23 protein-coding genes are annotated in these 20,660 nt (G+C 62.8%); 10 read left to right on the top strand and 13 right to left on the bottom strand.

The features are described from left to right. Positions 1–189 precede the first annotated feature (189 nt). From ASD03_RS31065 to ASD03_RS31055, 3 genes are all read left to right on the top strand, one after another. Positions 190–897 carry a tellurite resistance TerB family protein gene (locus ASD03_RS31065; RefSeq protein WP_025424891.1) on the top strand — a complete coding sequence of 236 codons (708 nt, stop codon included), beginning with the start codon at positions 190–192 and terminating at the stop codon, positions 895–897. Between the two features lie 145 nt (positions 898–1,042). Further along, positions 1,043–1,732 carry a GNAT family protein gene (locus ASD03_RS31060; protein WP_038575716.1) on the top strand — a complete coding sequence of 230 codons (690 nt, stop codon included), beginning with the start codon at positions 1,043–1,045 and terminating at the stop codon, positions 1,730–1,732. A 2-nt stretch (positions 1,733–1,734) separates the two neighbouring features. After that, the gene (locus ASD03_RS31055) at positions 1,735–1,971 is read left to right on the top strand and encodes a hypothetical protein (RefSeq protein ID WP_057207582.1); all 237 of its coding nucleotides are present in this window, start codon (positions 1,735–1,737) and stop codon (positions 1,969–1,971) included. Between the two features lie 68 nt (positions 1,972–2,039). On the opposite strand, the gene ASD03_RS31050 is transcribed toward ASD03_RS31055, so the two are convergent. From ASD03_RS31050 to ASD03_RS31035, 4 genes are all read right to left on the bottom strand, one after another. Then, the gene (locus ASD03_RS31050; RefSeq protein WP_025424889.1) at positions 2,040–2,351 is read right to left on the bottom strand and encodes a hypothetical protein; all 312 of its coding nucleotides are present in this window, start codon (positions 2,349–2,351) and stop codon (positions 2,040–2,042) included. Between the two features lie 112 nt (positions 2,352–2,463). Beyond that, the gene (locus ASD03_RS31045; RefSeq protein ID WP_025424888.1) at positions 2,464–3,513 is read right to left on the bottom strand and encodes a nickel/cobalt transporter; all 1,050 of its coding nucleotides are present in this window, start codon (positions 3,511–3,513) and stop codon (positions 2,464–2,466) included. Continuing rightward, positions 3,507–4,151 carry a DUF1007 family protein gene (locus ASD03_RS31040; protein WP_057217971.1) on the bottom strand — a complete coding sequence of 215 codons (645 nt, stop codon included), beginning with the start codon at positions 4,149–4,151 and terminating at the stop codon, positions 3,507–3,509. Before ASD03_RS31040 ends, ASD03_RS31045 begins: the two co-directional genes overlap by 7 nt. Before the next feature lie 92 nt (positions 4,152–4,243). Further along, a complete protein-coding gene (locus ASD03_RS31035) occupies positions 4,244–5,137 on the bottom strand; it encodes a LysR family transcriptional regulator (protein WP_025424886.1) in 894 nt (297 codons plus the stop codon). A gap of 707 nt (positions 5,138–5,844) precedes the next feature. Between ASD03_RS31035 and odc2 the strand changes: the two genes are divergently transcribed. Both odc2 and ASD03_RS31025 read left to right on the top strand, forming a co-directional pair. Then, positions 5,845–6,978, top strand: coding sequence for an ornithine/lysine decarboxylase (gene odc2, locus ASD03_RS31030; RefSeq protein ID WP_025424885.1), 1,134 nt, complete (start codon positions 5,845–5,847; stop codon positions 6,976–6,978). A gap of 88 nt (positions 6,979–7,066) precedes the next feature. After that, a complete protein-coding gene (locus ASD03_RS31025; RefSeq protein ID WP_025424884.1) occupies positions 7,067–7,657 on the top strand; it encodes an N-acetyltransferase in 591 nt (196 codons plus the stop codon). 96 nt (positions 7,658–7,753) lie between these two features. Here the strand turns inward: ASD03_RS31025 and ASD03_RS31020 are convergent, their stop codons facing one another. The 4 genes from ASD03_RS31020 to ASD03_RS31005 are packed head-to-tail and all read right to left on the bottom strand — an operon-like array spanning position 7,754 to position 9,635. Continuing rightward, complete coding sequence (locus ASD03_RS31020; RefSeq protein ID WP_025424883.1) at positions 7,754–8,161, bottom strand: VOC family protein; 408 nt, start codon at positions 8,159–8,161, stop codon at positions 7,754–7,756. A gap of 29 nt (positions 8,162–8,190) precedes the next feature. After that, complete coding sequence (locus tag ASD03_RS31015; RefSeq protein ID WP_025424882.1) at positions 8,191–8,763, bottom strand: hypothetical protein; 573 nt, start codon at positions 8,761–8,763, stop codon at positions 8,191–8,193. 1 nt (position 8,764) lies between these two features. Then, positions 8,765–9,394 (bottom strand): LysE family translocator, encoded by a 630-nt coding sequence (locus tag ASD03_RS31010; RefSeq protein ID WP_025424881.1) that lies wholly within the window; start codon positions 9,392–9,394, stop codon positions 8,765–8,767. Positions 9,395–9,425: 31 nt separating this feature from the next. After that, the gene (locus ASD03_RS31005; protein ID WP_038575712.1) at positions 9,426–9,635 is read right to left on the bottom strand and encodes a hypothetical protein; all 210 of its coding nucleotides are present in this window, start codon (positions 9,633–9,635) and stop codon (positions 9,426–9,428) included. A gap of 269 nt (positions 9,636–9,904) precedes the next feature. Here ASD03_RS31005 and ASD03_RS31000 point away from each other — a divergent pair, with 269 nt between their 5' ends. The 3 genes from ASD03_RS31000 (at position 9,905) to ASD03_RS30990 (ending at position 12,984) form a co-directional block, all read left to right on the top strand. Then, positions 9,905–10,351, top strand: a complete 447-nt coding sequence (locus tag ASD03_RS31000) for a glyoxalase superfamily protein (RefSeq protein ID WP_082523599.1) — start codon at positions 9,905–9,907, stop codon at positions 10,349–10,351. Between the two features lie 315 nt (positions 10,352–10,666). Continuing rightward, positions 10,667–11,800: a multicopper oxidase domain-containing protein gene (locus ASD03_RS30995; protein WP_025424878.1), complete on the top strand. Its 1,134-nt coding sequence runs from the start codon at positions 10,667–10,669 to the stop codon at positions 11,798–11,800. Then, the gene (locus tag ASD03_RS30990; RefSeq protein ID WP_025424877.1) at positions 11,797–12,984 is read left to right on the top strand and encodes a metal transporter; all 1,188 of its coding nucleotides are present in this window, start codon (positions 11,797–11,799) and stop codon (positions 12,982–12,984) included. The genes ASD03_RS30995 and ASD03_RS30990 overlap by 4 nt, the downstream gene beginning before the upstream one ends. Positions 12,985–13,208: 224 nt before the next feature. Here ASD03_RS30990 and ASD03_RS30985 read toward each other — a convergent pair whose 3' ends face one another. Beyond that, the gene (locus ASD03_RS30985) at positions 13,209–14,198 is read right to left on the bottom strand and encodes a WD40 repeat domain-containing protein (protein ID WP_025424876.1); all 990 of its coding nucleotides are present in this window, start codon (positions 14,196–14,198) and stop codon (positions 13,209–13,211) included. 110 nt (positions 14,199–14,308) lie between these two features. Then, positions 14,309–15,403 carry a GTP-binding protein gene (locus ASD03_RS30980; RefSeq protein WP_025424875.1) on the bottom strand — a complete coding sequence of 365 codons (1,095 nt, stop codon included), beginning with the start codon at positions 15,401–15,403 and terminating at the stop codon, positions 14,309–14,311. Between the two features lie 198 nt (positions 15,404–15,601). Here ASD03_RS30980 and ASD03_RS30975 point away from each other — a divergent pair, with 198 nt between their 5' ends. Continuing rightward, positions 15,602–16,693, top strand: a complete 1,092-nt coding sequence (locus tag ASD03_RS30975) for a glycosyltransferase family 1 protein (RefSeq protein ID WP_025424874.1) — start codon at positions 15,602–15,604, stop codon at positions 16,691–16,693. A gap of 31 nt (positions 16,694–16,724) precedes the next feature. On the opposite strand, the gene ASD03_RS30970 is transcribed toward ASD03_RS30975, so the two are convergent. The 3 genes from ASD03_RS30970 to ASD03_RS30960 form a co-directional block, all read right to left on the bottom strand. Then, on the bottom strand, positions 16,725–17,603 hold the full coding sequence (locus ASD03_RS30970; RefSeq protein WP_025424873.1) for a glycosyltransferase: 879 nt from the start codon (positions 17,601–17,603) through the stop codon (positions 16,725–16,727). An 88-nt stretch (positions 17,604–17,691) separates the two neighbouring features. Next, positions 17,692–19,089, bottom strand: a complete 1,398-nt coding sequence (locus ASD03_RS30965; protein ID WP_025424872.1) for a hypothetical protein — start codon at positions 19,087–19,089, stop codon at positions 17,692–17,694. A gap of 100 nt (positions 19,090–19,189) precedes the next feature. Beyond that, entirely contained in the window at positions 19,190–19,981 is a 792-nt protein-coding gene (locus tag ASD03_RS30960) for a creatininase family protein (protein WP_025424871.1), read from the bottom strand. A gap of 113 nt (positions 19,982–20,094) precedes the next feature. On the opposite strand from ASD03_RS30960, the gene ASD03_RS30955 reads away from it, so the two are divergent. After that, on the top strand, positions 20,095–20,592 hold the full coding sequence (locus tag ASD03_RS30955; RefSeq protein WP_025424870.1) for a MarR family transcriptional regulator: 498 nt from the start codon (positions 20,095–20,097) through the stop codon (positions 20,590–20,592). Positions 20,593–20,660 lie beyond the last annotated feature (68 nt).

Raw genomic sequence — 20,660 nt, 5'->3', positions numbered from 1 at the left:
GCTTGAGAATTTCGAGGCCGGGCGTCAGTCCGGCCTTTTTCGTGTGCCCGGCCATTTTCGTGCGCAACGCGAGTTTGTATTTCCAGTGCAACGTTCCTATGTCTCAATCGGTTTGATGGAGCGGGTGCAGGCGGCGCCCTGTTCCGCATGGTTTTTAATCCGCCTGGAACCGACAAGGAGCGAAACCCCATGTTCGACGCGAAGAAATTGCTGGACCAGTTTCTCGGATCGCAGGTGCCGGGAGCGGGTGGCTCGGTGCGCGACCGCGCCGGCCAGGTTACGCAACTCGCCAAGGACAATCCGCTGGCAACCGGTGCCATCGCCGCCGTTCTGCTCGGCACCAAGTCGGGCCGGCAGCTGACCGGCAATGCGGCCGTGCTCGGAGGGCTCGCAGCCATCGCCGGCCTCGGCTATCAGGCCTACAAGAACTATCAGTCCGGCAACGCGCCGGTCACCGATCCCACCGCCCAGAAGCAGCCTGAACTCTTGCCGCCGCCGACCGATTCCGGATTTGCCGCCGAGCCGGAAAAGATCAGCCACGACTTCGCGCTTATTCTCGTGCGCGCCATGATCGCCGCCTCGCGCGCCGACGGCCATATCGACGAGGTCGAGCGCCGCCACATCATGGATAAGCTTTCGGTGTCCGGTCTGTCGGCCGATGCGTCGGCGTTCCTCGAGGGCGAGCTGGCCAATCCGGTCGATATCGACGCCATCGTCAACGCTGCGAAGACCGAGGAAGAGCGCGTCGAGGTTTATACCGCGTCGCGCCTGACGATCGAGCCGGAAAGCCGCGCCGAGCGGGGCTATCTCGATCTGCTCGCCGGTCGCCTCGGCCTTCCCGATGCGCTGGTCGATCATATCGAAGCGACCGTGTCGTCGGCCAAGGTCCCGGCCTGATCATTTCGCTCATGGATTGATCACCAGTTTGAATTTGTGTCGGCCGCTTCTCTGCCCTATGCCGAAGTCGATAGCGCCGCGCGTCTTACCAGACGCGCAAAGGTCGCTATAGCACTTTGAATTGCTGCAGCCGGAGAGGTGGCCGATGCGTGATCTGAGCAACTGGAAGGGATGCCCGGCACCGAAGCCGGTGGCGATCGAGGGTCGCTATGTCCGGCTTGAACCCTATGACCGTGCGATGCACAGGCAGGACCTCTGGGATGGGCTCGGCGGTATGGGCATCAATCCGCTGCTCAAGTATTTCGCGCAGGCCGATTTCCGCGGCATCGACGATTTCGACACCTGGCTGACCACTGCCCAGGAAAAGGGCGGCTGGGTCACGGAAGTGTTCCGCGACAAGGCGAGCGGCAAGGTCGTCGGTATGGCGAACTACATGCGCGCCGATCCTGCCAATGGCGTCGTCGAGGTCGGGTCCGTTGCGCATGGTGCGGCGATGGCCCGTTCGCCGCTGTCGACCGAGGTGCATTACCTCATGGCCAAGCATGTCTTCGAGGATCTCGGCTATCGCCGCTACGAGTGGAAGTGCAACAGCGAGAATGAGCCAAGCCGGACGACGGCACTCCGCCTCGGCTTCAGTTTTGAAGGCATTTTCCGCCAGCATATGATATCCAAGGGCGGCAACCGCGACACGGCCTGGTTCTCGATGATCGACAGCGAATGGCCGCTGCTCAATGCCGCATTCGAAAACTGGCTGTCGCCTGATAATTTCGATGCCGATGGTCGTCAGAAGCGGCGGCTGGAAGATATTCGCGCGGACCTCGCGCCAAAGGAGTGAGCGTGAACGCGCCCGAGAAGACGAGAGAAAACCAAGCCCCTAAGGAAAAGTCGCCGGCGATCGCCGCGGCCGTCATTCTGGCCGTCGTCGGCGTCGGCTTCTTCGTGCTACCGTCGATCATGCTGAGGCTTGGCGATATCTCGGTGTGGCTCGCCGGCGCCTTTGGCGTCGTCTTCGTTCTCGGCTTCTTCCTGATCTTCTGGCTGCGCGCGCGGCATCAGCGCAAGCGCGGGCTGTGATGGTAAGGTCTAGGGGCCGACGTGCAGGGAGTTGCCTCGGAAGACCCGTCCACAGCGTGCCTGGTTCCTCAATAGCGTTTTTTCTTTCGCACACGCGTGAAGCCGATTTGATCGGGCGTTAGCTCTGGGTCGTCTTCAAGACGGTAGCCGAATGAGTACCACGCGTCAGAGACATTCCGCGCGCCGGATGGCGGCGCCCAATAGTGATCGACAACCCAGAACGAGTAGCCGCCTCCAACGTCGGTCGCCGCAATCCCGTGCGTTTCGGAAAGCCAGAGCCTGAAAGCGGTGGCTTCACCGGACCAGATGTATTTGATTGCCCAGCCGGCCCGTGCGAGGTTGGCGGCGATTTCCTCGAACTCAAGCGTGTCGAAATTCATCTACCGTGTCCGTGTGGCGGCTCCACGCACGACGTACGTTGACCTCCCCCGGGGTGGGGGAAAGGGGCGGGCTTGCGGAAGCGGCGCACGTCCTGGCGAACACATAGCTGCCTTATCCTTGCAGCGCGGCGCCCAGCAAGACCAGTCCCAAGATAATCACGAGCAGGGCGCCTGCGATCTCGATGCCGTTCGAGACGCGGGCGGCCGATGCGGCGCTTGACGCGTAGCGCACGGCGAAACCCTTTGCCGTGACGGCCAGCGTCGCCAGGATCGATACCGTGATGGCGGTGCCGATCGACATGGCGAAGACCGACAGGATGCCGCCGAGATAAAGGCCGTTGAGTAAGGCGAAGGACAGCACGATCAGTGCGCCCGAGCACGGACGCAGACCGACGGCGACGATCGCCGACCAGGCCTCGCTGATGGCGAAGCGATCGCCCTTGAGCATCGACGGATCCGGCGCATGCGCATGGCCGCAGGTGGAGCAGACTTCGCCGGCGCCATGGTCGTGGTGATGATGCGTGTGGTCATGGCGATGGTGGGCATGGTCGTGATGATCGTGTTCGTGCTCGACGTGAACATGCCCGCCGCCGGCCGTTGCCATGAGAGCCGTCGGACGCATCATCGAGCGCAGTTTGCGAAACAAGAGCCAGCCGCCGAAGGCTGCGATCAGGGCGTAGCTGGCAATTTCCAGAGAGCGCGTCGCGTCAGTCATGCTGATCGAGGATCCGCGCAAAAGAAGATAAACCGCGCCGACAAGCAGGATGGCGACGACCCCCTGCAGGATCGACGACATGAAGGAGAGCAGCACGCCGCGCTTCAGCTCAGTCTCGTTGGCGATCATGTAGGAGGAGATGACCGCCTTGCCATGGCCGGGGCCGGCGGCATGGAAGACGCCATAGGCAAAGGAAAGGCCAATCAGCGACCAGAGCTGCCAGGGGTTTTCGCGCATGCCCTTCAGCGAGCCTGTCAGCGTGCGGTAGAAGCCCTGCTGCTCTGCATTCACCCAGGCAAAGAAGCCGCCGAGAAAGCCGGTGGTCTGAAACGACGGTTCGGCAGTGCCGATGCCGAGCGGCGATTGCGCCGCGGCAAGGCCGGCCGACAGAGCGGTCAACACGAGCGTCGCGGCAATCAGGCGGCCGATCCTGCGGGTGTTCAGCATGTGATCTCTATCCTGGTTGCAAAGAGCTTCGACATGTCGGTGCCGGTCGGGTCGCTCCAGAAAGCATCGGTCAGCGTGTCCTTGTTCTCGGCAAGGACTTCGTCAGGATCAGGGCGGACGACCTTGTGTTCGCAGGCGGCGATCTTGTCGCCGACCACGGTCAGGTCGTCATCGGTCGGGAAATCCATGGCCGTGTACATGGTCGGGTCGTAGACGCCGAAGGAGAGCTTGCCCTTGAGCGGCATCGGCTCGGCCGGCTTGACCGCGAAGATCATCAGCAACTGGCCGTCCTTGTAGTCGACGGTGATGTGCTCAGGTTTGCTGACCTTGATGGATTTGCCGTTTTGCAGGGCCGTCGTGTAGTAGTTGTACTCCGACAGTGACTCCAGCACGGTCTGGCCGACTTCCGCCAGTTCGTCCGGGTCGAGCGTGGCGTTCGAGTTCTTGTCGAAGTCGAGAACGACACTTGCGGAAAATAGCTCGTCGAAACGCCAGACATTTCTCAGCTCGCTCACCTCACCCTTGTCGTCGGAGGCCACTTCCAGGCGGGCCTCGGCGAAGATGTGCGGATGGGCAAAGGCCAAAGTCGGCGCAAGCAGGATGGCAAGGCCGGCCACGACGAGGCGCTTAATTCTCATGAAACGGCAATCCTTTCAGTCAGGGCGCAGCAGTGCCTTCGAATCGTTCCCGCAATGTACTGGAAATGGGACGGATTTGGGACCTTGCCGCGTCAATGCGGCTTGCGGAACCAGGCGTGCAGGTAGTCGACGAGGGTGCGCACTTTGGCCGGCAGGTAGCGGCGGTGCGGATAGATCGCATAGATGCCGCGGTCCCTGGGCAGGAAATCGTCAAAGAGCGTGACGAGTTCGCCGGTGGCAACCTTGGGCCGTGCGATGAAATCGGGAACCAGCGCCACACCGATGCCGGAGACGGCAGCGCGCACCGAGGCAAGCGGACTGTTGACCTCGATCGGGCCACTGACGGGAACGGTGAAGGAGGAACCGTCAGGCTCGATGAAGCGCCAGTTGGAATAGGACTTTCCATTGGTGTCGAGAATGCAGGGGATCTTCGAAAGGTCGGTCGGATGTGCGATCGGCCCGACCTTCTCCACGAAGTCCGGAGCGGCACAGATCAGGACCTGGAAGTCGTCGAGCTTGCGCGCGATCAGCGTCGAATCCTCAAGTCGGGTGATACGGATGGCGACATCGAAGCCCTCTTCGACGAGGTCGACGAAGCGGTCGTCCGAAACGATCTCCAGCGACAGTTCCGGATGCTGCTTGCCGAAATCGACCAGCGACTGGCCGATCTCGGCGTCGACGAAAGTGCGGGGCGCGGTGATGCGCAGCCGGCCCTTGAGGTCGGAATTGTTGGCGCGCACGAGATCGGCGAGATTGTCGATTTCCTTCAGGATTTCCGACGCGGTGCGATAATAGGTGTGGCCGGCTTCCGTCATCGAGAATTGACGTGTCGTGCGGTTAAGCAGAAGCGCGCCGAGTTCGTCCTCAAGCTCGCGCACATATTTCGACAAGAGCGCCTTCGACCTGCCGACGCGGCGGGCGGCGGCCGAAAACCCTTCGGCGTCCACGACATCGATGAAGGCGCGGATGCGGGTGAGCGTGTCCATGGCCGGTGTTTCCTTCGTCTTTCCTGGTCGCGGGAGCCTTGATTCGCCGCGAATGCTTCTTTCACGTTTCTCTGTTCGGCGGCTGTCTTTGTGGCCGGTTCGGTCCGCTCTTCGAATTTTGACGACCGGATAGGCGAGGTCTTAAAATAAATCCAGTTCTTTCAAGCGTTTGTGGCGGTCACTGCGTCGCTGTCGATTGTTCAGTAAACGTGAACACTGACAGTGTTGCCGGTCTCGAAAAAAATTCAACAGCGGCCGCGAAAAAACTCTTGATTACGACAAGGTTTTTTCTTACCTACGCCCTTGCCCAAAGTCGCACGTGCCTGTGGGTGTCCGCCGACCCTCGATTAGGTGAGGGTATCGGTAAGGTACCTGGAACTAACCCCTCCAGTCGCTATTCCGGCCAACCGGGAAATGCGAGGACATCTTGAAGCAACGACGGTGCGGGCCTTTCTGGTGTCTGCCGGCTCTCCAACAGCCGGGGTTACTGAAGAGGCACACCTTCATTGCCGGAAGTGCGGTTGGGTTATCCCCTCCAATCCATGGCAGACAAAGCCGAATTGAAGCCTAGGCGGGCTTTGATTCACCGTTCGCGCATCGAGCGCATGCTTGGTTCCGGGGTCTCCACCGGCTGGTTCCAGAGCATTCGCGCGTATGCCCTTTGTCCTCCGCGAAAGCGGAGCATTTTGGATCAGGGGAATAAGGCCATGACCACGGCACGCATCATCGACTTCATCAACACCCGACGACCCGACGGCCCTTGCCTCGTTGTCGACCTCGACGTCGTGCGCAACAATTTCAAGGCCTTCCGCCACGCGATGCCGGACAGCTCGATCTATTACGCCGTCAAGGCAAACCCGGCGCCGGAAATCCTGCGCCTGCTCGCCGGCATGGGCTCCTCCTTCGATTGCGCGTCCGTCGCTGAAATCGAAATGGCGCTCGACGCCGGTGCGACCGCCCAGCGCATTTCCTATGGCAACACCATCAAGAAGGAGCGCGACATTGCCCGCGCGCACGCTCTCGGTGTGTCGCTCTTTGCCGTCGACAGCCATGAGGAAGTCGAGAAGGTTGCACGTGCCGCCCCTGGTGCCCGCGTGTTCTGCCGCGTCCTGACCGATGGCGAAGGCGCCGAATGGCCGCTGTCGCGCAAGTTCGGCTGCGTCCCGCAGATGGCTGTCGACGTGCTCGTCTACGCCCATCAGCATGGCCTCGTTTCCTACGGCGTCTCGTTCCATGTCGGTTCGCAGATGACGAAGCTCGACGCCTGGGATTCGGCTCTTGCCGATGCCAAGCGCGTCTTTGTGCAGCTGGCCAAGCAGGGCATCGAGCTCAAGATGGTCAACATGGGCGGTGGCTTCCCGACGAAGTACCTCAAGGACGTGCCGACCGCTGAAGCCTACGGCCAGGCGATCTTCGGCGCGCTGAAGAAGCACTTCGGCAACCACATCCCGGAAACGATCATCGAGCCGGGTCGCGGCATGGTCGGCAACGCCGGCGTGATCAAGGCGGAAGTCGTTCTCGTTTCGAAGAAGTCTGATAACGACAGCCACCGCTGGGTGTTCCTCGACATCGGCAAGTTCGGCGGTCTCGCCGAAACCATGGACGAGGCGATCCGCTACCCGATCCGCACGGCCCGTGACGGCGACGAAATGGAGCCCTGCGTGCTTGCCGGCCCGACCTGCGATTCGGCCGACGTGCTGTACGAGAAGAACATGTATCCGCTGCCGATCACGCTCTCGATCGGCGACGAGGTTCTGATCGAAGGCACCGGCGCCTACACCACGACCTACTCGGCCGTCGCCTTCAACGGCTTCGAGCCCTTGAAGTCCTACGTGATCTGATCCGGTTTGCTCCCGTCCTCGGGCGGGAGCGCCATTTCACAATTTCCTTAGATGCCGCCTGAAGCGGTTTTGATGACGGGAGGCCCGGATGGCCGCTGTTGTTGATGCCCTGCGCGCGTTTTTCGCGCCGTCCACATTCGTTATCGATAACGAAAACCCGGGTGACGTCGTTGCCCGCGAAAACCTGCTCGATCGGGCGATGGGGCCGGAGCGGCGTCGCAAGTCGTCGGAAAAGCTGCGCAGCGGCCGCGTGCCTGCCGAAGGCCTCGCCTTCGTCGCCCGCGATCTCGATGGTCACGTGATCGGCACCGTTCGCCTGTGGAATGTCGAGGCCGGCGTCAGCCGCGAAGGCCACAGCATTCCAGCCCTGCTGCTCGGTCCGCTGGCAGTCGATCCCGCCCATGAAGGCAAGGGCATCGGCGGCATGCTGATGCGTGCAGCGATCGAAGAGGCCAAGAACCGCGGTCACGGCGCGATCCTGCTGGTCGGGGATGCCGCCTATTACGAGCGTTTCGGCTTCTTCGCCGCGCGCACGCAGCATTTGGTCATGCCCGGTCCGTTCGAGCGCAACCGTTTCCTGGCGCTTGAGCTTCGGGATGCCTGGCTCGAGGGCGCTGCCGGCCTCATCGTCGCCAATGGCCGCAAGTTGGCGCTGCCGCCGGTCAGGCGCGCGGCCTGATCTCTTTCCGTCTCCAACCCTGCGGGGGCGGATTTTTCGCTGCTCCCCCATCCGCCTCATGCGAGGGGTGGGGGAGCAGGTCATAAAAACCCGAGATCACGCCTCCGTGGCAGACGGTCGCGCGTCGTAGCAGACGAAGGCAAGCTTGTTGCCATCGGGATCGCGCACATAGGCGGCGTAGAAGCCGTCTCCGTATTGCGGGCGAAAGCCCGGTTCGCCCTCGACACTGCCGCCCTGTTCCATCGCCGTTGCAAACAGCCGGTCGATGATCGCAGCGCTTGGCACGAGGAACGCGGTCATGGCGCCATTGCCGATGCCGGCGGGATTTCCGTCGAAGGGATAGCCGGTGAAGAAACGCGGCGCGCGGTCATCATCCTTGCGTCCCCAGGACGCCACCTGCTCGTCGCACCAGCAGCGCTCCTGACCGATCAACGCCATCAGCGGATCGTAGAACCGTTCGGCGCGTTTGAGATCGGTCGTTCCGACCATCGTATATCCGATCATGTCTTCTCCCTTGTCTTGGCTGGCATCGCTCATACCTGGCTAAGGAAGGACCGTCCGCGCGGCGACAGCCGATAGCCGACCGTCAGGCTTTCCGTCAGCCCTAGTTCCTTCAGTTTGCGGATGCGTGGCTTGAGCTTGAGTTTATCCATGCCGACCTGTTCAGCGATCTCGGCGGCGGTAATCCCGTCGCGCGAAGCAATCAGGCGGAGTGTCGCTTCGGCCCAGATCTGACCGGCGGCCTCGTCAAAGCGGGCGAGCCTGGCGGCAATCTTGGCCCAGTCGGATTTCGCAAGCGTCGCGTCATCGCGCAAGGACAGACGCGGATCGTCGCCCGCGCGGTGGAAGGCGATGCGGTAAAGCGTGCCATCGGGCCTGCCGTCGAGTTCGGCGAGCAATGCCTCACGCGTCGGGAACCCGGCGCGACGTGCGTCCTCTATGCTGATGTCTTCGGCCTCGGTGGTCTCGATCGCGTCGATCGACAATATGCCGGCCGCTGTGCGCAGGCTGCCGCCGGCCTTGACTGTTGGCCTGGTCCAGCGCCGAAAGGCCAGTGTCACGTCGCCCTTGGCGATCTGGTAGAGAATGGCCTTGCGGAACAGCATGTCAGTTTGTGGCGCGGCGATAGAAAGCGAGGGAACCGGCAAGGGCAAGCAGGGCGCCGCCACAGATACGCTCGAGCCAGACGGCCCCGGAATGCTTGAGAAAACGAGCCGCCTGGGAGCCGAGTAGCGCGTAACCGAGCATCACGGCAAAATCGACAGCGGCGAAGACCAGGGCAAGTACTGCGTATTGCGGCGCCTGCGGCAAGGCGAGGTCAATGAACTGCGGCAGGAAGGCCGAGAAGAAGAGATAACCCTTCGGGTTGGTGACGGCGACCAGAAAGCTCTTCAGAAAAATCGCAGGCGTCGCGACGTCGGCGGCGCCTTTGTCGATGGCGACATCGAGCGTTCCCTTCGACCGCAACAGCATGACGCCGAGAAAGGCGAGATAGGCGGCGCCGAGCCATTTGACGACCGTAAACCAGAATTCCGAGGCAGCGAGTAGCGCGCCGAGACCCAGCGCCACCGCGCCGATCAGCACGAAATCCGAGAGAACGGCGCCGATCATGCCCACAAGCGCACGCTTGATGCCGTAGCGCGAACCGTTGGTCAGCGCCAACAGCACGGTCGGGCCCGGCGTGGCGATACCGATGAAAGCGACAAAGGCGAATGCGAGGATGGTTGTACCGCCCATGGGACACTCCGGTGTGCAGGGCGAATCTGTCTCACACCTTTGGCGTCGGAGCAACCGCCAGAATGCGTTCAGAAAGATCCACCGAGCGCGCGACGACGAGATCGACGCGATGGTCCTTCTCGGGATCGGTCTCGCGCTGGAGGGAGTGGGGGTAATCGACTTCGAGTTGAGGCTTCCTCTCCGGCCCGAGCAGCAGCGATGCCGTCAGCGCCTGCGTTTTGCGCGGTAGAGATAGGCGCAATAGGTGCTGCGTCTCGTCTTGAGACGATGAGCTGATGACCCCCAGACATGTTATCCGCTCTTTTTCTTCGTCGGCAAGGCAAAACGCCGGATTTGACAGTTCAGGTCGCTGGCCCTAATGGACGCGGAGGGCAAGGGCCCCTGCCGTCCGCGAGCGTCATGCTTTGGTGAAGCCCTTCTTTCAGACACGGTCAGCCGAAACGGCATGCGAACCGGTGGCAATGCGGGCTCCCATCTCTGATAATGCATGCCGCAGCAGGAGACCCTGTCATGATGCGCGGATCAAACACGCTACCATCGCTCGATGCCCTCAAGGACCAGGCGAAACGCCTGCGATCGCGGCTATCCTGCGAAGGCGAGAATATCAACCACTCCCGTTCCCTCGAACTGGTCGCCGCCCAATATGGCTACCGCGATTGGAACACGCTTCACGCTGCCGCCGGCAATCGGCCGCCGTTCAATCCCTGGATGCTCGGCTCGCGGGTGAAGGGCCTTTATCTCGGTCAGCCCTTCGAAGGCGAAATCCTTTCAGTGCAGGCGCTGACGGCCCAGCCGGGGCGCTACCGGTTGACGATGAAATTCGACGAGCCGGTCGATGTCGTTACCTTCGAGAGTTTCTCCGCGTTTCGCCAGCGGGTGACCGCGACGGTCGACGAGACCGGGCGCACGATCGAGAAGACGTCCAACGGCCGCCCACAGTTGGAGCTGGAATGGTGAGCGGCCCTTGCTGCTGCCGTGCGATCATCACGGTTGCGACTTGCCGGCTGTTGGCTTTTCAGCAGACTTCCCCGAAGCCAAGTGCTTCGGGGACTTAATCACCGTAGCTTTTCGCGCGACGATACCCCACTGATGCACCAATCCGTTCATCGCATCCGTTGGCATCATCATTAGTTGCGAATGAGTTGCATTTGCATTATCAATGTAGTTGCGAACGGTTCGCAATAAGGCGAGCCGATCAAATCGGGCCTTGTGGCATCGCCTCTGCAATCCGGAGCGGACACGTGGAGCCGTATCGGGCGAGGGGCGACTTCTATGGACAATTCGGTGAGGCAAGATCTGCTGAAACGGCGCAGCCTGCTGATGGGTGGGCTGGCGGCCGCCGGCGGCACCGCGATCTGCGCCGGCGCGGCGCCGGCGCAGATCGCGTCCCACGGTGGCGGCCACCAGATGGCCGCGCGGGCGTCCGAAGGCATGGCGGCACCGATGCCGGCGATGGGGCACGGCGCCATGATGACGGTCGGCGACGTCGATAACACCGCCAACGGTTTCGATCCGACCGACATGCTGACCGACTGGGACACCGGCACCGTCTCGGTACTGCCGGATGGGCGAACGCTCCGGACCTTCGAGATGGCTGCCGAGGATCGCGACATCGAAATCGCGCCGGGCATCACCTTTCCGGCCTGGACCTATAACGGCCGCGTGCCTGGCCCGGCGCTTCGGGCCAAGGAGGGCGAGCGCCTGCGCATCGTCTTTCGCAACTACGCCTCACACCCGCATTCGATCCACTTTCACGGCATTCACGCGGCGCGGATGGATGGCGTACCGGGGGCCGGCATGGTCGATCCCGGCGATGAGTTCGTCTATGAATTCGACGCCAAGCCTTTCGGCTGCCATCTCTATCATTGCCATGCGATGCCGCTGCGTCGGCATATCCACAAGGGCATGTACGGCGCCTTCGTCATCGACCCGGACCCGGAGCGCCATCCGGATCAGATCGACGTCGCCCGCTCGCGGCTCATCGGCACGCCGGAGAACGCCGGCTGGCAGGAACTGGTGATGGTGATGAACGCCTTCGACACCAACTTCGATGCCGAAAACGAATTTTACGCGGTCAACACCGTCGCCCATGCCTTCATGAAGCGGCCCATCCGGATCGTGAAAAGCAAGCCGGTGCGCATCTACCTCATCAATGTCATCGAGTTCGATCCGATCAATTCGTTCCATCTGCACGCGAACTTCTTCGATTATTACGACCAGGGAACGACGTTGACGCCGACGCTTAGAACTGTCGACCTCATCACCCAGTGCCAGGCACAGCGCGGCATTCTGGAGTTCACCTTCGCCGAGCATGAACCCGGCCTCTACATGTTCCATCCGCACCAGACCGAGTTTACCGAACTGGGTTGGGTCGGCATGTTCGACGTCGTGGAGGCGCTGGCATGAACGAAACCCTGCCGAGGGCCGCTATCCGTGCGGCGAAAACCAATCTGGTTTGGCTGGCGCTGCCGCTCATCGCGTTGGCCATCGCCGTCGCCTGGATCCTGTCGGCCGATCCGCTGTCGGGCTTTCGCAACGGCGCGCCGCCGGTGGAAAACCTGACCTTCGAACGAACCGTGCTCGACGACAGCGGCCTTCGCCTCTTGGTTCGCGCCGGTGGATCGGAGCCGATGACGGTGGCGCAGGTTCAGGTGGATGACGCCTACTGGCAATTCACCCAGGATCCGCCTGGTCCGATCGCGCGGGGCAAGGCGGCATGGCTGAGCCTGCCCTTCCCATGGATGCTGGGCGAGGCGCATGCGCTGAAGGTGGTGACCAACACTGGCGCCACCTTCGCCCACGACATTGCCGTTGCCGTGCCGACGCCGCAGGCGACGGCAGGTCAATTGCGACTGCAGGCGCTGGTTGGCATCATCGTCGGCATCGTGCCGGTCGCCGTCGGCCTGATGTTCTACCCGCTGCTGCGTGGCGTCGGCCAGGCGGGCATGGCGTTTCTATTGTCGCTGACGATCGGCCTGCTCGCCTTCCTGCTGATCGATGCAAGTGCGGAAGCCCTGGAACTGGCGTCGCAGGCCGCGGCAATTTTCCAGGGGCCGGTCATGGTGGTGCTTGCGGGGCTTGGCAGCTTCCTGTTGCTGATGGCGATCGGCCGGCGCGGCGGCGTGCCGACCGGGCTGGCGCTTTCCACCTATATCGCGCTTGGCATCGGGCTGCACAATCTCGGCGAGGGGCTGGCGATCGGTGCTGCCTTTGCCGCAGGATCGGCCGGGCTCGGTACCTTCCTGGTGCTCGGCTTCGCCCTGCACAATGTGACCGAAGGCATCGGCATCGCCGCGCCGATCCTGAAACAGCGGCCCTCGCTATGGGTCTTTGTCGGCCTGACGCTGCTTGCCGGCGGGCCGGCGGTGATCGGCATGTGGCTCGGCAGCCTGGCAACGTCGGCGCAATGGTCGGCGCTGGCGCTGGCGATCGGGGCCGGCGCGATCCTGCAGGTGATCGTCGAGGTCAGCGCTTACCTGATGCGCCAGAGCGGAAAGCGGATCGAGGTCCTCCTGACGCCGCCCGTCATGAGCGGGCTCGTTGCCGGCGTCGCCTTCATGTACGTGACCGCGGCAGTGGTGAAAATCTGATTGTTTGTGGATCGCTGTCATGAGCGATTTGGCAGCCCCTCATCCCGCTGCCGCGACCTTCTCCCCGCAGGCGGGGAGAAGGGACTCGTGGCGCGGTTTCGTCCGGCCAGATATTTCGGCATTCTTTGACAGAGCGTATGCCACGTCCCCTCGCCCCGCTTGCGGGGAGAGGGTTAGGGTGAGGGGCAACTGCGCTAACGCCGTCGAAGAGCGTCGAGCGAATGTTATCCGGCGATATCGACGATGCCGCAGTCGCCCTCGGCCGAGCCGAAAACGAGCTGGCGCCCGTCCTTGCTCCAGGCCATGGCGGTGACCGCACCCTTGCCGGGACGGCGCAACAGCACTTCCTTGCTGTCGGCGAAACGGGCGGCGAGGATCATGCCGTCCTGATAGCCGATGGCGACGATGTCTTCGGCCGGATGACAGGCGACGGAAGTCACCATGATGTCGGCGCGGGTGCCGAGTTCCAGCGGCGCCTTGCCCATCGGTCCGTCTTTGCCCTGGAAGGGCCAGACGATGGCGGCCGGCGCGCCCGAAGATGCGAGCCACTTGCCCTTCGCGGACCAGGAGAGCGACTTCACCTTGGCCGGGTAGCCGGTCATGCGCATGTGGCGTGCCTCGCCGCCGGGCTTTGCGTCGAGCTTCCAGCCGTGCAGGGCATTTTCCTGCATCGTGGTCACGAGGAAACGGCCGTCGGGCGAGAAGGTGACGCCGGTATGGGCGCCCTTCCAGTCGAGATCAATCGGCTGGCCCGCGGTCGCGACCCAGTGCATCGACACGCCGTTGTAGCGGGCGGCGGCAACACGCAAGCCCTTCGGCGCAAAGGCGACGCCCTCGACCGTGCGCTCCTCGGCAAATTCTTTCGTCGTGCCGTCGGCCAGCCGCACATGGGTGGTCTTGCCATAGGCATAGCCGACGGCGCCCTGCGGGCCGGCTGCGACTTGGGCGATCCACTTGCGCGGCGCTTCGGCAACCAGCGTCGCGGTGCCGTCGGCAGCCGTGCGCATCACCTTGCCGTCCTCGCCGCCGGTCAGAAGCGTTTCGTTCGCCTCGTCGAGAACCAGAGACAGCAGGCCCTCGTGGACTTCCGTCGTCTTGTGGCCGTGGTCGAGGCGGTGGATGGCGCCGGTGGCTTCGGCGAAGAAAGGTATGCCCTTGAGAAAGGCCACGCCAACGACGTGGCCTTCGAGATCGAGCGGAGCGACTGTCGGCATCAGATTGTCATGGTCCCCTGGTTCGGCATGCTGTTGGAGCATGATGCCGAAAAGGACCGACGCCATGCTCTCCTTAATTTGATCTTAGAGCCGCATCGCGGCTTCCGGAATCAGGCTGAAGCTTCGCAGGCCTTGAACGTGCGCTCCAGCTTTTCGCGGTCGAGGTCGCGGCCGATGAAGACCAGGCGGCTTTCGCGCTTTTCGCCTTCCTTCCAGGCACGCTGATGGTCGCCCTCGATGATCATGTGCACGCCCTGCACGACATAACGCTCGGCGTCGCCGGCAAAGGCGATGATGCCCTTCAGGCGCAGGATGTTCGGGCCGTCCGTCTGGGTGATCTTCTGGATCCAGGGGAAGAAGCGATCAGCGTTCATCTCGCCGCCGCGCAGCGAGATCGATTGCACCGTCACATCATGGATCGGCGAGGGGGCGTGGTCATGGTGGTGATGGTCGTGATCATGATGGTGGTGATGATCATGGTCATGATGATCGTGGTGATCGTGGCCGCAATCCGGGCCGCAGGTGTGATCGTGCTCGTGATCGTCCTGGTCGAGGAAATGCGGGTCGTTTTCCAGCGCTCTCTCAAGGTTGAACGCGCCCTGGTCGAGAACCTTGGTGAGGTCGATCTCGGAGCGCTGCGTTCTGTAGATGCGGGCCGACGGATTTATGACGCGAACCGTCGCCTCGATCCGCTCCAGCTCTTCCGGGCTGACGAGGTCGGTCTTGTTGAGGAGCACGACGTCGGCAAAGGCGATCTGGTCTTCGGCCTCGCGGCTGTCCTTCAGCCGGAGCGGCAGGTGCTTGGCGTCTACCAGCGCGACGACGGCATCAAGCTCGGTCTTGGCGCGCACATCGTCGTCCATGAAGAAGGTCTGGGCGACCGGAACCGGATCGGCAAGACCGGTGGTTTCCACGATGATCGCATCGAAGCGACCGGGCCGGCGCATCAGGCCTTCCACCACGCGGATCAGGTCGCCGCGCACGGTGCAGCAGACGCAGCCGTTGTTCATCTCGTAGATTTCCTCGTCGGATTCGACGATCAGGTCGTTGTCGATGCCGATCTCGCCGAATTCGTTGACGATGACGGCGTATTTGCGCCCGTGGTTCTCGCTGAGGATGCGGTTCAACAGCGTCGTCTTGCCGGCGCCGAGATATCCGGTGAGCACGGTGACGGGAATCGGCTTCTGCGGGGATGTTTCGGTCATGGGAACCTCTGGGATCTCGGGATGCGGGGAGCGGGCATCCATGTCGCGTTTCATATAGGAGATGCGGCGGCGATGCGCAAATGGCGAAGCCGATTTTGGCCACGCCTTTGCCGCCTCCGGGACGGGCGAACCGGGCAGCGATAACGCTCCTTTCATCAAAATCAGGGAGAGTTCGCGTCCTACCGAAGGGGTGCATGCGTGAAGACGATTTCCATCAACGGCCGGTTCCTGACTCAGCCGCTCACCGGCGTGCAGCGCTTTGCCCGCGAGATCACCCGCGCGCTCGATGCCCGCATTGCCGCGGGCGACGTGCCGCCGGCGCTGAAGGATGTGCGCTGGCGGTTGCTGGCTCCAGCGTCCGCGCCGGATGATCTGCCACTGTCGGCGATATCGATCGAGCGTTTCGGCTCAGGCCCGGGCCATCTCTGGGAGCAGGGGCCGCTCTATTGGCGGACGCGGCGCGATACGCTGGTCGGCCTCGGGGGCAGCGGACCGGTGCTGCATTCCGACCAAGTGGTGGTGATCCACGACGTCACGCTCTTCCGTCATCCGGCTTCCTTCGGGCGCGGCTACCGGCTGTTCCACGGCGCGCTCGGCTACATCCTGACGCGTCGCGCGAAGATCGGCACCGTTTCCTATTTTTCGCGCGGTGAACTGGCGGATGTCTTTCGCGTTCCAGCATCGGGTATTGACGTGATCTACAACGCCACAGATCACTTTTCCGACCTTCAGCCGGACCGGGAGATCGTTGCGAAGCTGGGGCTTGCCGAGACCCCCTTCTTCCTTCTCGTCGGCACACTGAAGCCCAACAAGAACGTCGAGTTTGCGGTGCGTGCCTTCGAAGCCCTGGGTGCTACCGGCAGCAAGCTCGTGGTCGTCGGCGGTACGGATCCCAGCGTTTTTCGCGACATCGCCCCGACGTCGCGGGGCAACCTGATCTTTCCCGGGCGGCTGACGGACGCCGAGATCGCCGGGCTGCAGCGCCACGCCACCGCCTTCCTGTTCCCGAGCCTCTATGAAGGGTTCGGTATCCCGCCGCTCGAGGCGATGACACAAGGGTGCCCGGTGCTGGCCGCTGACATACCCCCGGTCAGGGAAGCCTGCGGCGAGGCGGCTCTCTATTTCGATCCGGCGAAGGCGGAAACCCTCGTCGAGGTTATGCGGAAGATATCCGCCGATGATGCGCTTCGGCGACAGCTGGGGCGTTCGGGGCATGAAAATGCAATGCGGTTCTCATGGAACGCAAGCGCGGTCATTCTGCTCAACCTGCTGGTCGCAGGGCAGGGCTGACTAGCTTGCTTATTCGGAACTGAACGCGCGATTAGAGTTCGAGTGTGCGCAGCGGATCTATCCTGCCGCGTAGGAGATCTACGAGGGCGATAAGGTTTCCCTTAAGGCGGCCCCGTCTGTCGACAAGCCCCTGAGATTTCAGACTGCCGACGATGTTTGCGGCGATGTTGGAGCTCAAAAGCTTCAATGCCCAGCCCAGACCGACCGTGCCTTTGCGGAAAAGGTAGAGCGGGTTTGCCACCTGTGAGTAACCGAAGCGCAAACCCGAAGTACGTCCCCGTTTGTTGCCGAGATGGACGCCGCGCAGGGTGGCGCTGCGCACAATGCGGCCGTGGCGGGCGAGGCGGCGGCAGAAGTCGACATCCTCCTGCCAGCCGTAAAGCGGCAGGTTTTCGTCGAAGCGGGTGGCGTCGGCTTCAATGGCCGACACGCGAAAAACCATATTGCAGCCATAGGCGTTGTAAACGGGTTCGAGGGTGGCCTGTCTGCCCGTTGCCCGATCGCGCGCAAGGATTTCCAACCCTTCCTTGACCGGGATGCCCGGGCCATGAATGCCATCGGCCAGCACCAGGCCGGTCGCCACGGCAATGTCGGCCCTCTTCTCGAAGAGGGTTTCGACTTCAGCCAGAAAATCGCACTGGGGCAGGAAATCATCGTCGAAAAACACGATGATATCGGCGGTCCCCGTGTGGTCGAGGATGGCGTTGCGCTGCGCACAGGAGCCCTTGCTGCCCGTGACCAGGGTGATCTCCGATGCGAGCGTGCTGACAAAGTCGAGATCGACGTCCTGCGGCGACGAGGGGCAGACGAGGATCGCGTCCGCCTGGCGATCCTGCCGGCTCAGGTGCAGCAGTGTTTCGGACAGCACTTCGCGGCGACCCGCCGTGGCTATTCCGACAATGATCTTCATGGTGTTCTTCGCCTCTCGGTTTGCCCAGATCTAAACCGAAAGAGGTTCAGTTTTCCTTATCGCGCCCGGTTCACTATCGCGCCCGAGATCACGCGGCGGTTGACGCGCGCATGCCGAGCCGCAGGCGATTGAGCGCCAAGAGGCAGCAGACCCCACCAATGACAATCCCGGCGGCAGTAGCGACGGTGGCGGACCGGTAAGACAGCACGAAGGCGACAATGGTGACTCCAAGGCCGGCAGCGGCGAGGAGAACCGGCGACCAGGTGAAGTCGAAGGGCAAGGTCGCCATCAGGCGCAGGCCGATCAAGGATGCGAATATGGCGCCGAGCGCGCCGCCTGCCATCAGTGTGGCGGCGCTTGGCGCCAAAAGGAACGCGCTGGCAAGCGCGAAGAGATTGAGAAGCGCGCAGTCGATGGCCGCGAGCGCGAAGATCGCGGTCAGGCGCTGCTTCAAGTGCAGCGGTGTCGGCAGCATGATCTGGGTCAGAACGCGCGCGAGCGAAAGGATAATGACGAACGGGGCCGTCGCGAGGAAGCCGGCCTGCAGGTCAGGGCTGATGACCAGCCATGTCGCCGGCACCAGAACGGCGAAGATGCCTGCCGCCATCATCAGCGCGAAGCTGGTGAGCAGCGCGTAGTATTGTCCGAGCTCACGGCGAAGCGCCAGGGTATCGCCGCCCTTGTCGTGAGCAGCGACGATTTCGGGATACTGGATCGCCTGGAGGGCGGAGACGATCAGCACGAACGGGCGCTGCAGCAGATCGAGCGCCAGCAGCGCACCGGCAGCGCCGCCGGGGCCGAGGACCGAGGTGAATATCGCCTTCAGCGCAAGCGGTGCAAACATCGAGGCGCTGGCGGCACCCGCCGAAACGCTGCCATAGACGAGGTGCTTTCGCACGCGCGCCATGTCGAGCGAGGCGGAAGACCGCGGGCCTGATCTGCGCGAAAGTAGGGTTGCGAGCAGAGCGTAGAGAGCATAACCGCCAAGCAGGCCGGTGACCGTCGACAGGAAGGTTGGCGATACGAGCGCGCCGATCAACGTTCCCGCCGCCAGGATGGTGGCGCGAGATCCCTGGAGTACCGAGAAGGCGCGAAAATCCTGGCGGAAGCGCAGCATGGTCAGGTGCAGGTCGCTGCCGCCTTGCGCAACGGCAACGAGGCCGCCGACCAGCGCCACCAGCGGCGAGACGCCGAAGGCGAGCGACGCGGCCGCAGCGACAAGGCAGAAAAGCGCGCAGGCCGCTGCCTCCGCAACGATCGTTCGCCGCTCCGCCGCTTCGATTTCCGCCGTCTGGCCGGGATAGAAGCGCATGCAGGAGAAACGCACCCATTCGAAAGCGGCGATCGCGCCGAATTGGCTGAGCGAGATGAACAGCGAATAGGCGGCATAGTCGACTGGGGCCAGCCAGTGGGCGACGACGATCAGCAGGCCGAAGGCGATCAGGGCCTGGTAGAAATAGGCGCCGAGCGCGATGATCTTCGCCATGGGGTTCCGGCCTAGCGCCGCCTGTCGTCGTTTGCTGCTGTCCATGCTGATAGCGCAAAAGCACAAACAAAGTGTTTTGTCGGCGCGCCCTGCCGGTCCTTCAGGCGAATTCGGTCATGTCGAAGTCGGCGACATCGGTCAAAAGCTCGATCACGCCCGTAACCGCGTGGGCCAGCAACTGTTCGCCGCGCGCCGCGGTTGCCACCGAGGCATTGCCGGCAACACCGTCACGGTTGAGGTCGGACATCTTCCAGCCGAAGGCATGCGGGCCATAGGCGCGCAAATGCCGGAAGCGTCCGGCGTAGTCGCTCTGGCGCGAGGGGAAGGCGCGGGCTTTCGCCATCTCGACCTTTTCGGGATGGAGCGCCAGCATCACCGACGTCTCGATCTCGCCGCCGTGAATGTCGATCGCCTTGTCTTCGGGCGCGATCCAGCCATCTGGCTGGCCGAAACGGGTCCAGCTGGTCGCCACCGCCAGCATGCCGAAACGCACTCGCGCCTCAGTCGCAACGATCGTCATCAGCGGCGAATTGCCGCCATGGGCGTTCAGCATCACGAATTTGCTGAGGCCGAGACCGTGCAGGTTTTCGGCGATCCCAAGCCAGCGACGCACGGCTTCGTCGTAGCCGAGCGACCGGCTGCCGGCCACATCCATATGCTCGATCGAATAGCCGACGGGTTCGGTCGGCAGGAAAGTAACGGGCAAGTTCGCGGGCAGGGCGGCGATGCAGCGTTCGACAATACCCTCGGCAATCAGCGTGTCCGTATCGAAGGGCAGATGCGGTCCATGCTGCTCATGGGCGCCGAGCGGCAGCACGGCGATCCAGTCGCGGCGGGCCTGTTGCGGAAGATCGGTCGGATTGTCCTGCCATCGGGCTTGGGGCATCGACATCTCTCTTCGATCCTTCACGTCAATTGTCGTAAAAATGTTATTTGAGTCATACAGTTCGTAATCGCAAGCTGTATTGCTATAAATGTCTGAGGCGGGATTCGGCAGGAGGTCCAATGGGCAAGAAGAACAAGGCCGAAAAGAAGGGCAAGAACGGCAAGAAGAAGGACGATCTTCTCGCCGAACCGCACGATCTTGCCTCGATCCTTGTCCAGGCGGCGCGTTCGATGCGCACGGTGATGTCGCGCAATCTGCTCGAAAGCGGTCTCTATGCCGGCCAGGACGGTGTGATGCTGGCGCTTGCCGAAATGGACGGGCTGACGGCGGGCGGGCTTGCCGCCAAGCTCGGCGTCAAGGCGCCGACGATGACGCGCACGATCGGTCGCATGGAAGCGCAAGGTTTCCTCGAGCGGCGCCCTGATGATGACGATGCGCGGCTGACCAAGGTCTATCTCACCGAACCGGGGCGCAACCGGCTGCAGACGATCGCCGAGGCCGGCCAGCATTCGGAAAACCTTGCGACGCGCGGACTGACCGACAAGCAGGTGCGCACGCTGATGAAGCTTTTGCGGGCTGTCGACAGCAACCTGCAGGCGGCACGCGCAGCCGACTGAGCCTTGTTTCGCGGCATATTGCGGCGGCGATTTAAACAGTTTAAATAGGATTTAAATTTGAGGGTAGG

Origin of the sequence: Ensifer sp. Root127 (genome assembly GCF_001425225.1) — a bacterium.
Taxonomy (GTDB): Bacteria; Pseudomonadota; Alphaproteobacteria; order Rhizobiales; family Rhizobiaceae; genus Ensifer; species Ensifer canadensis.
Note: the sequence above shows the minus strand (reverse complement) of the source record. Positions and strands in the feature narration are given on the sequence as shown.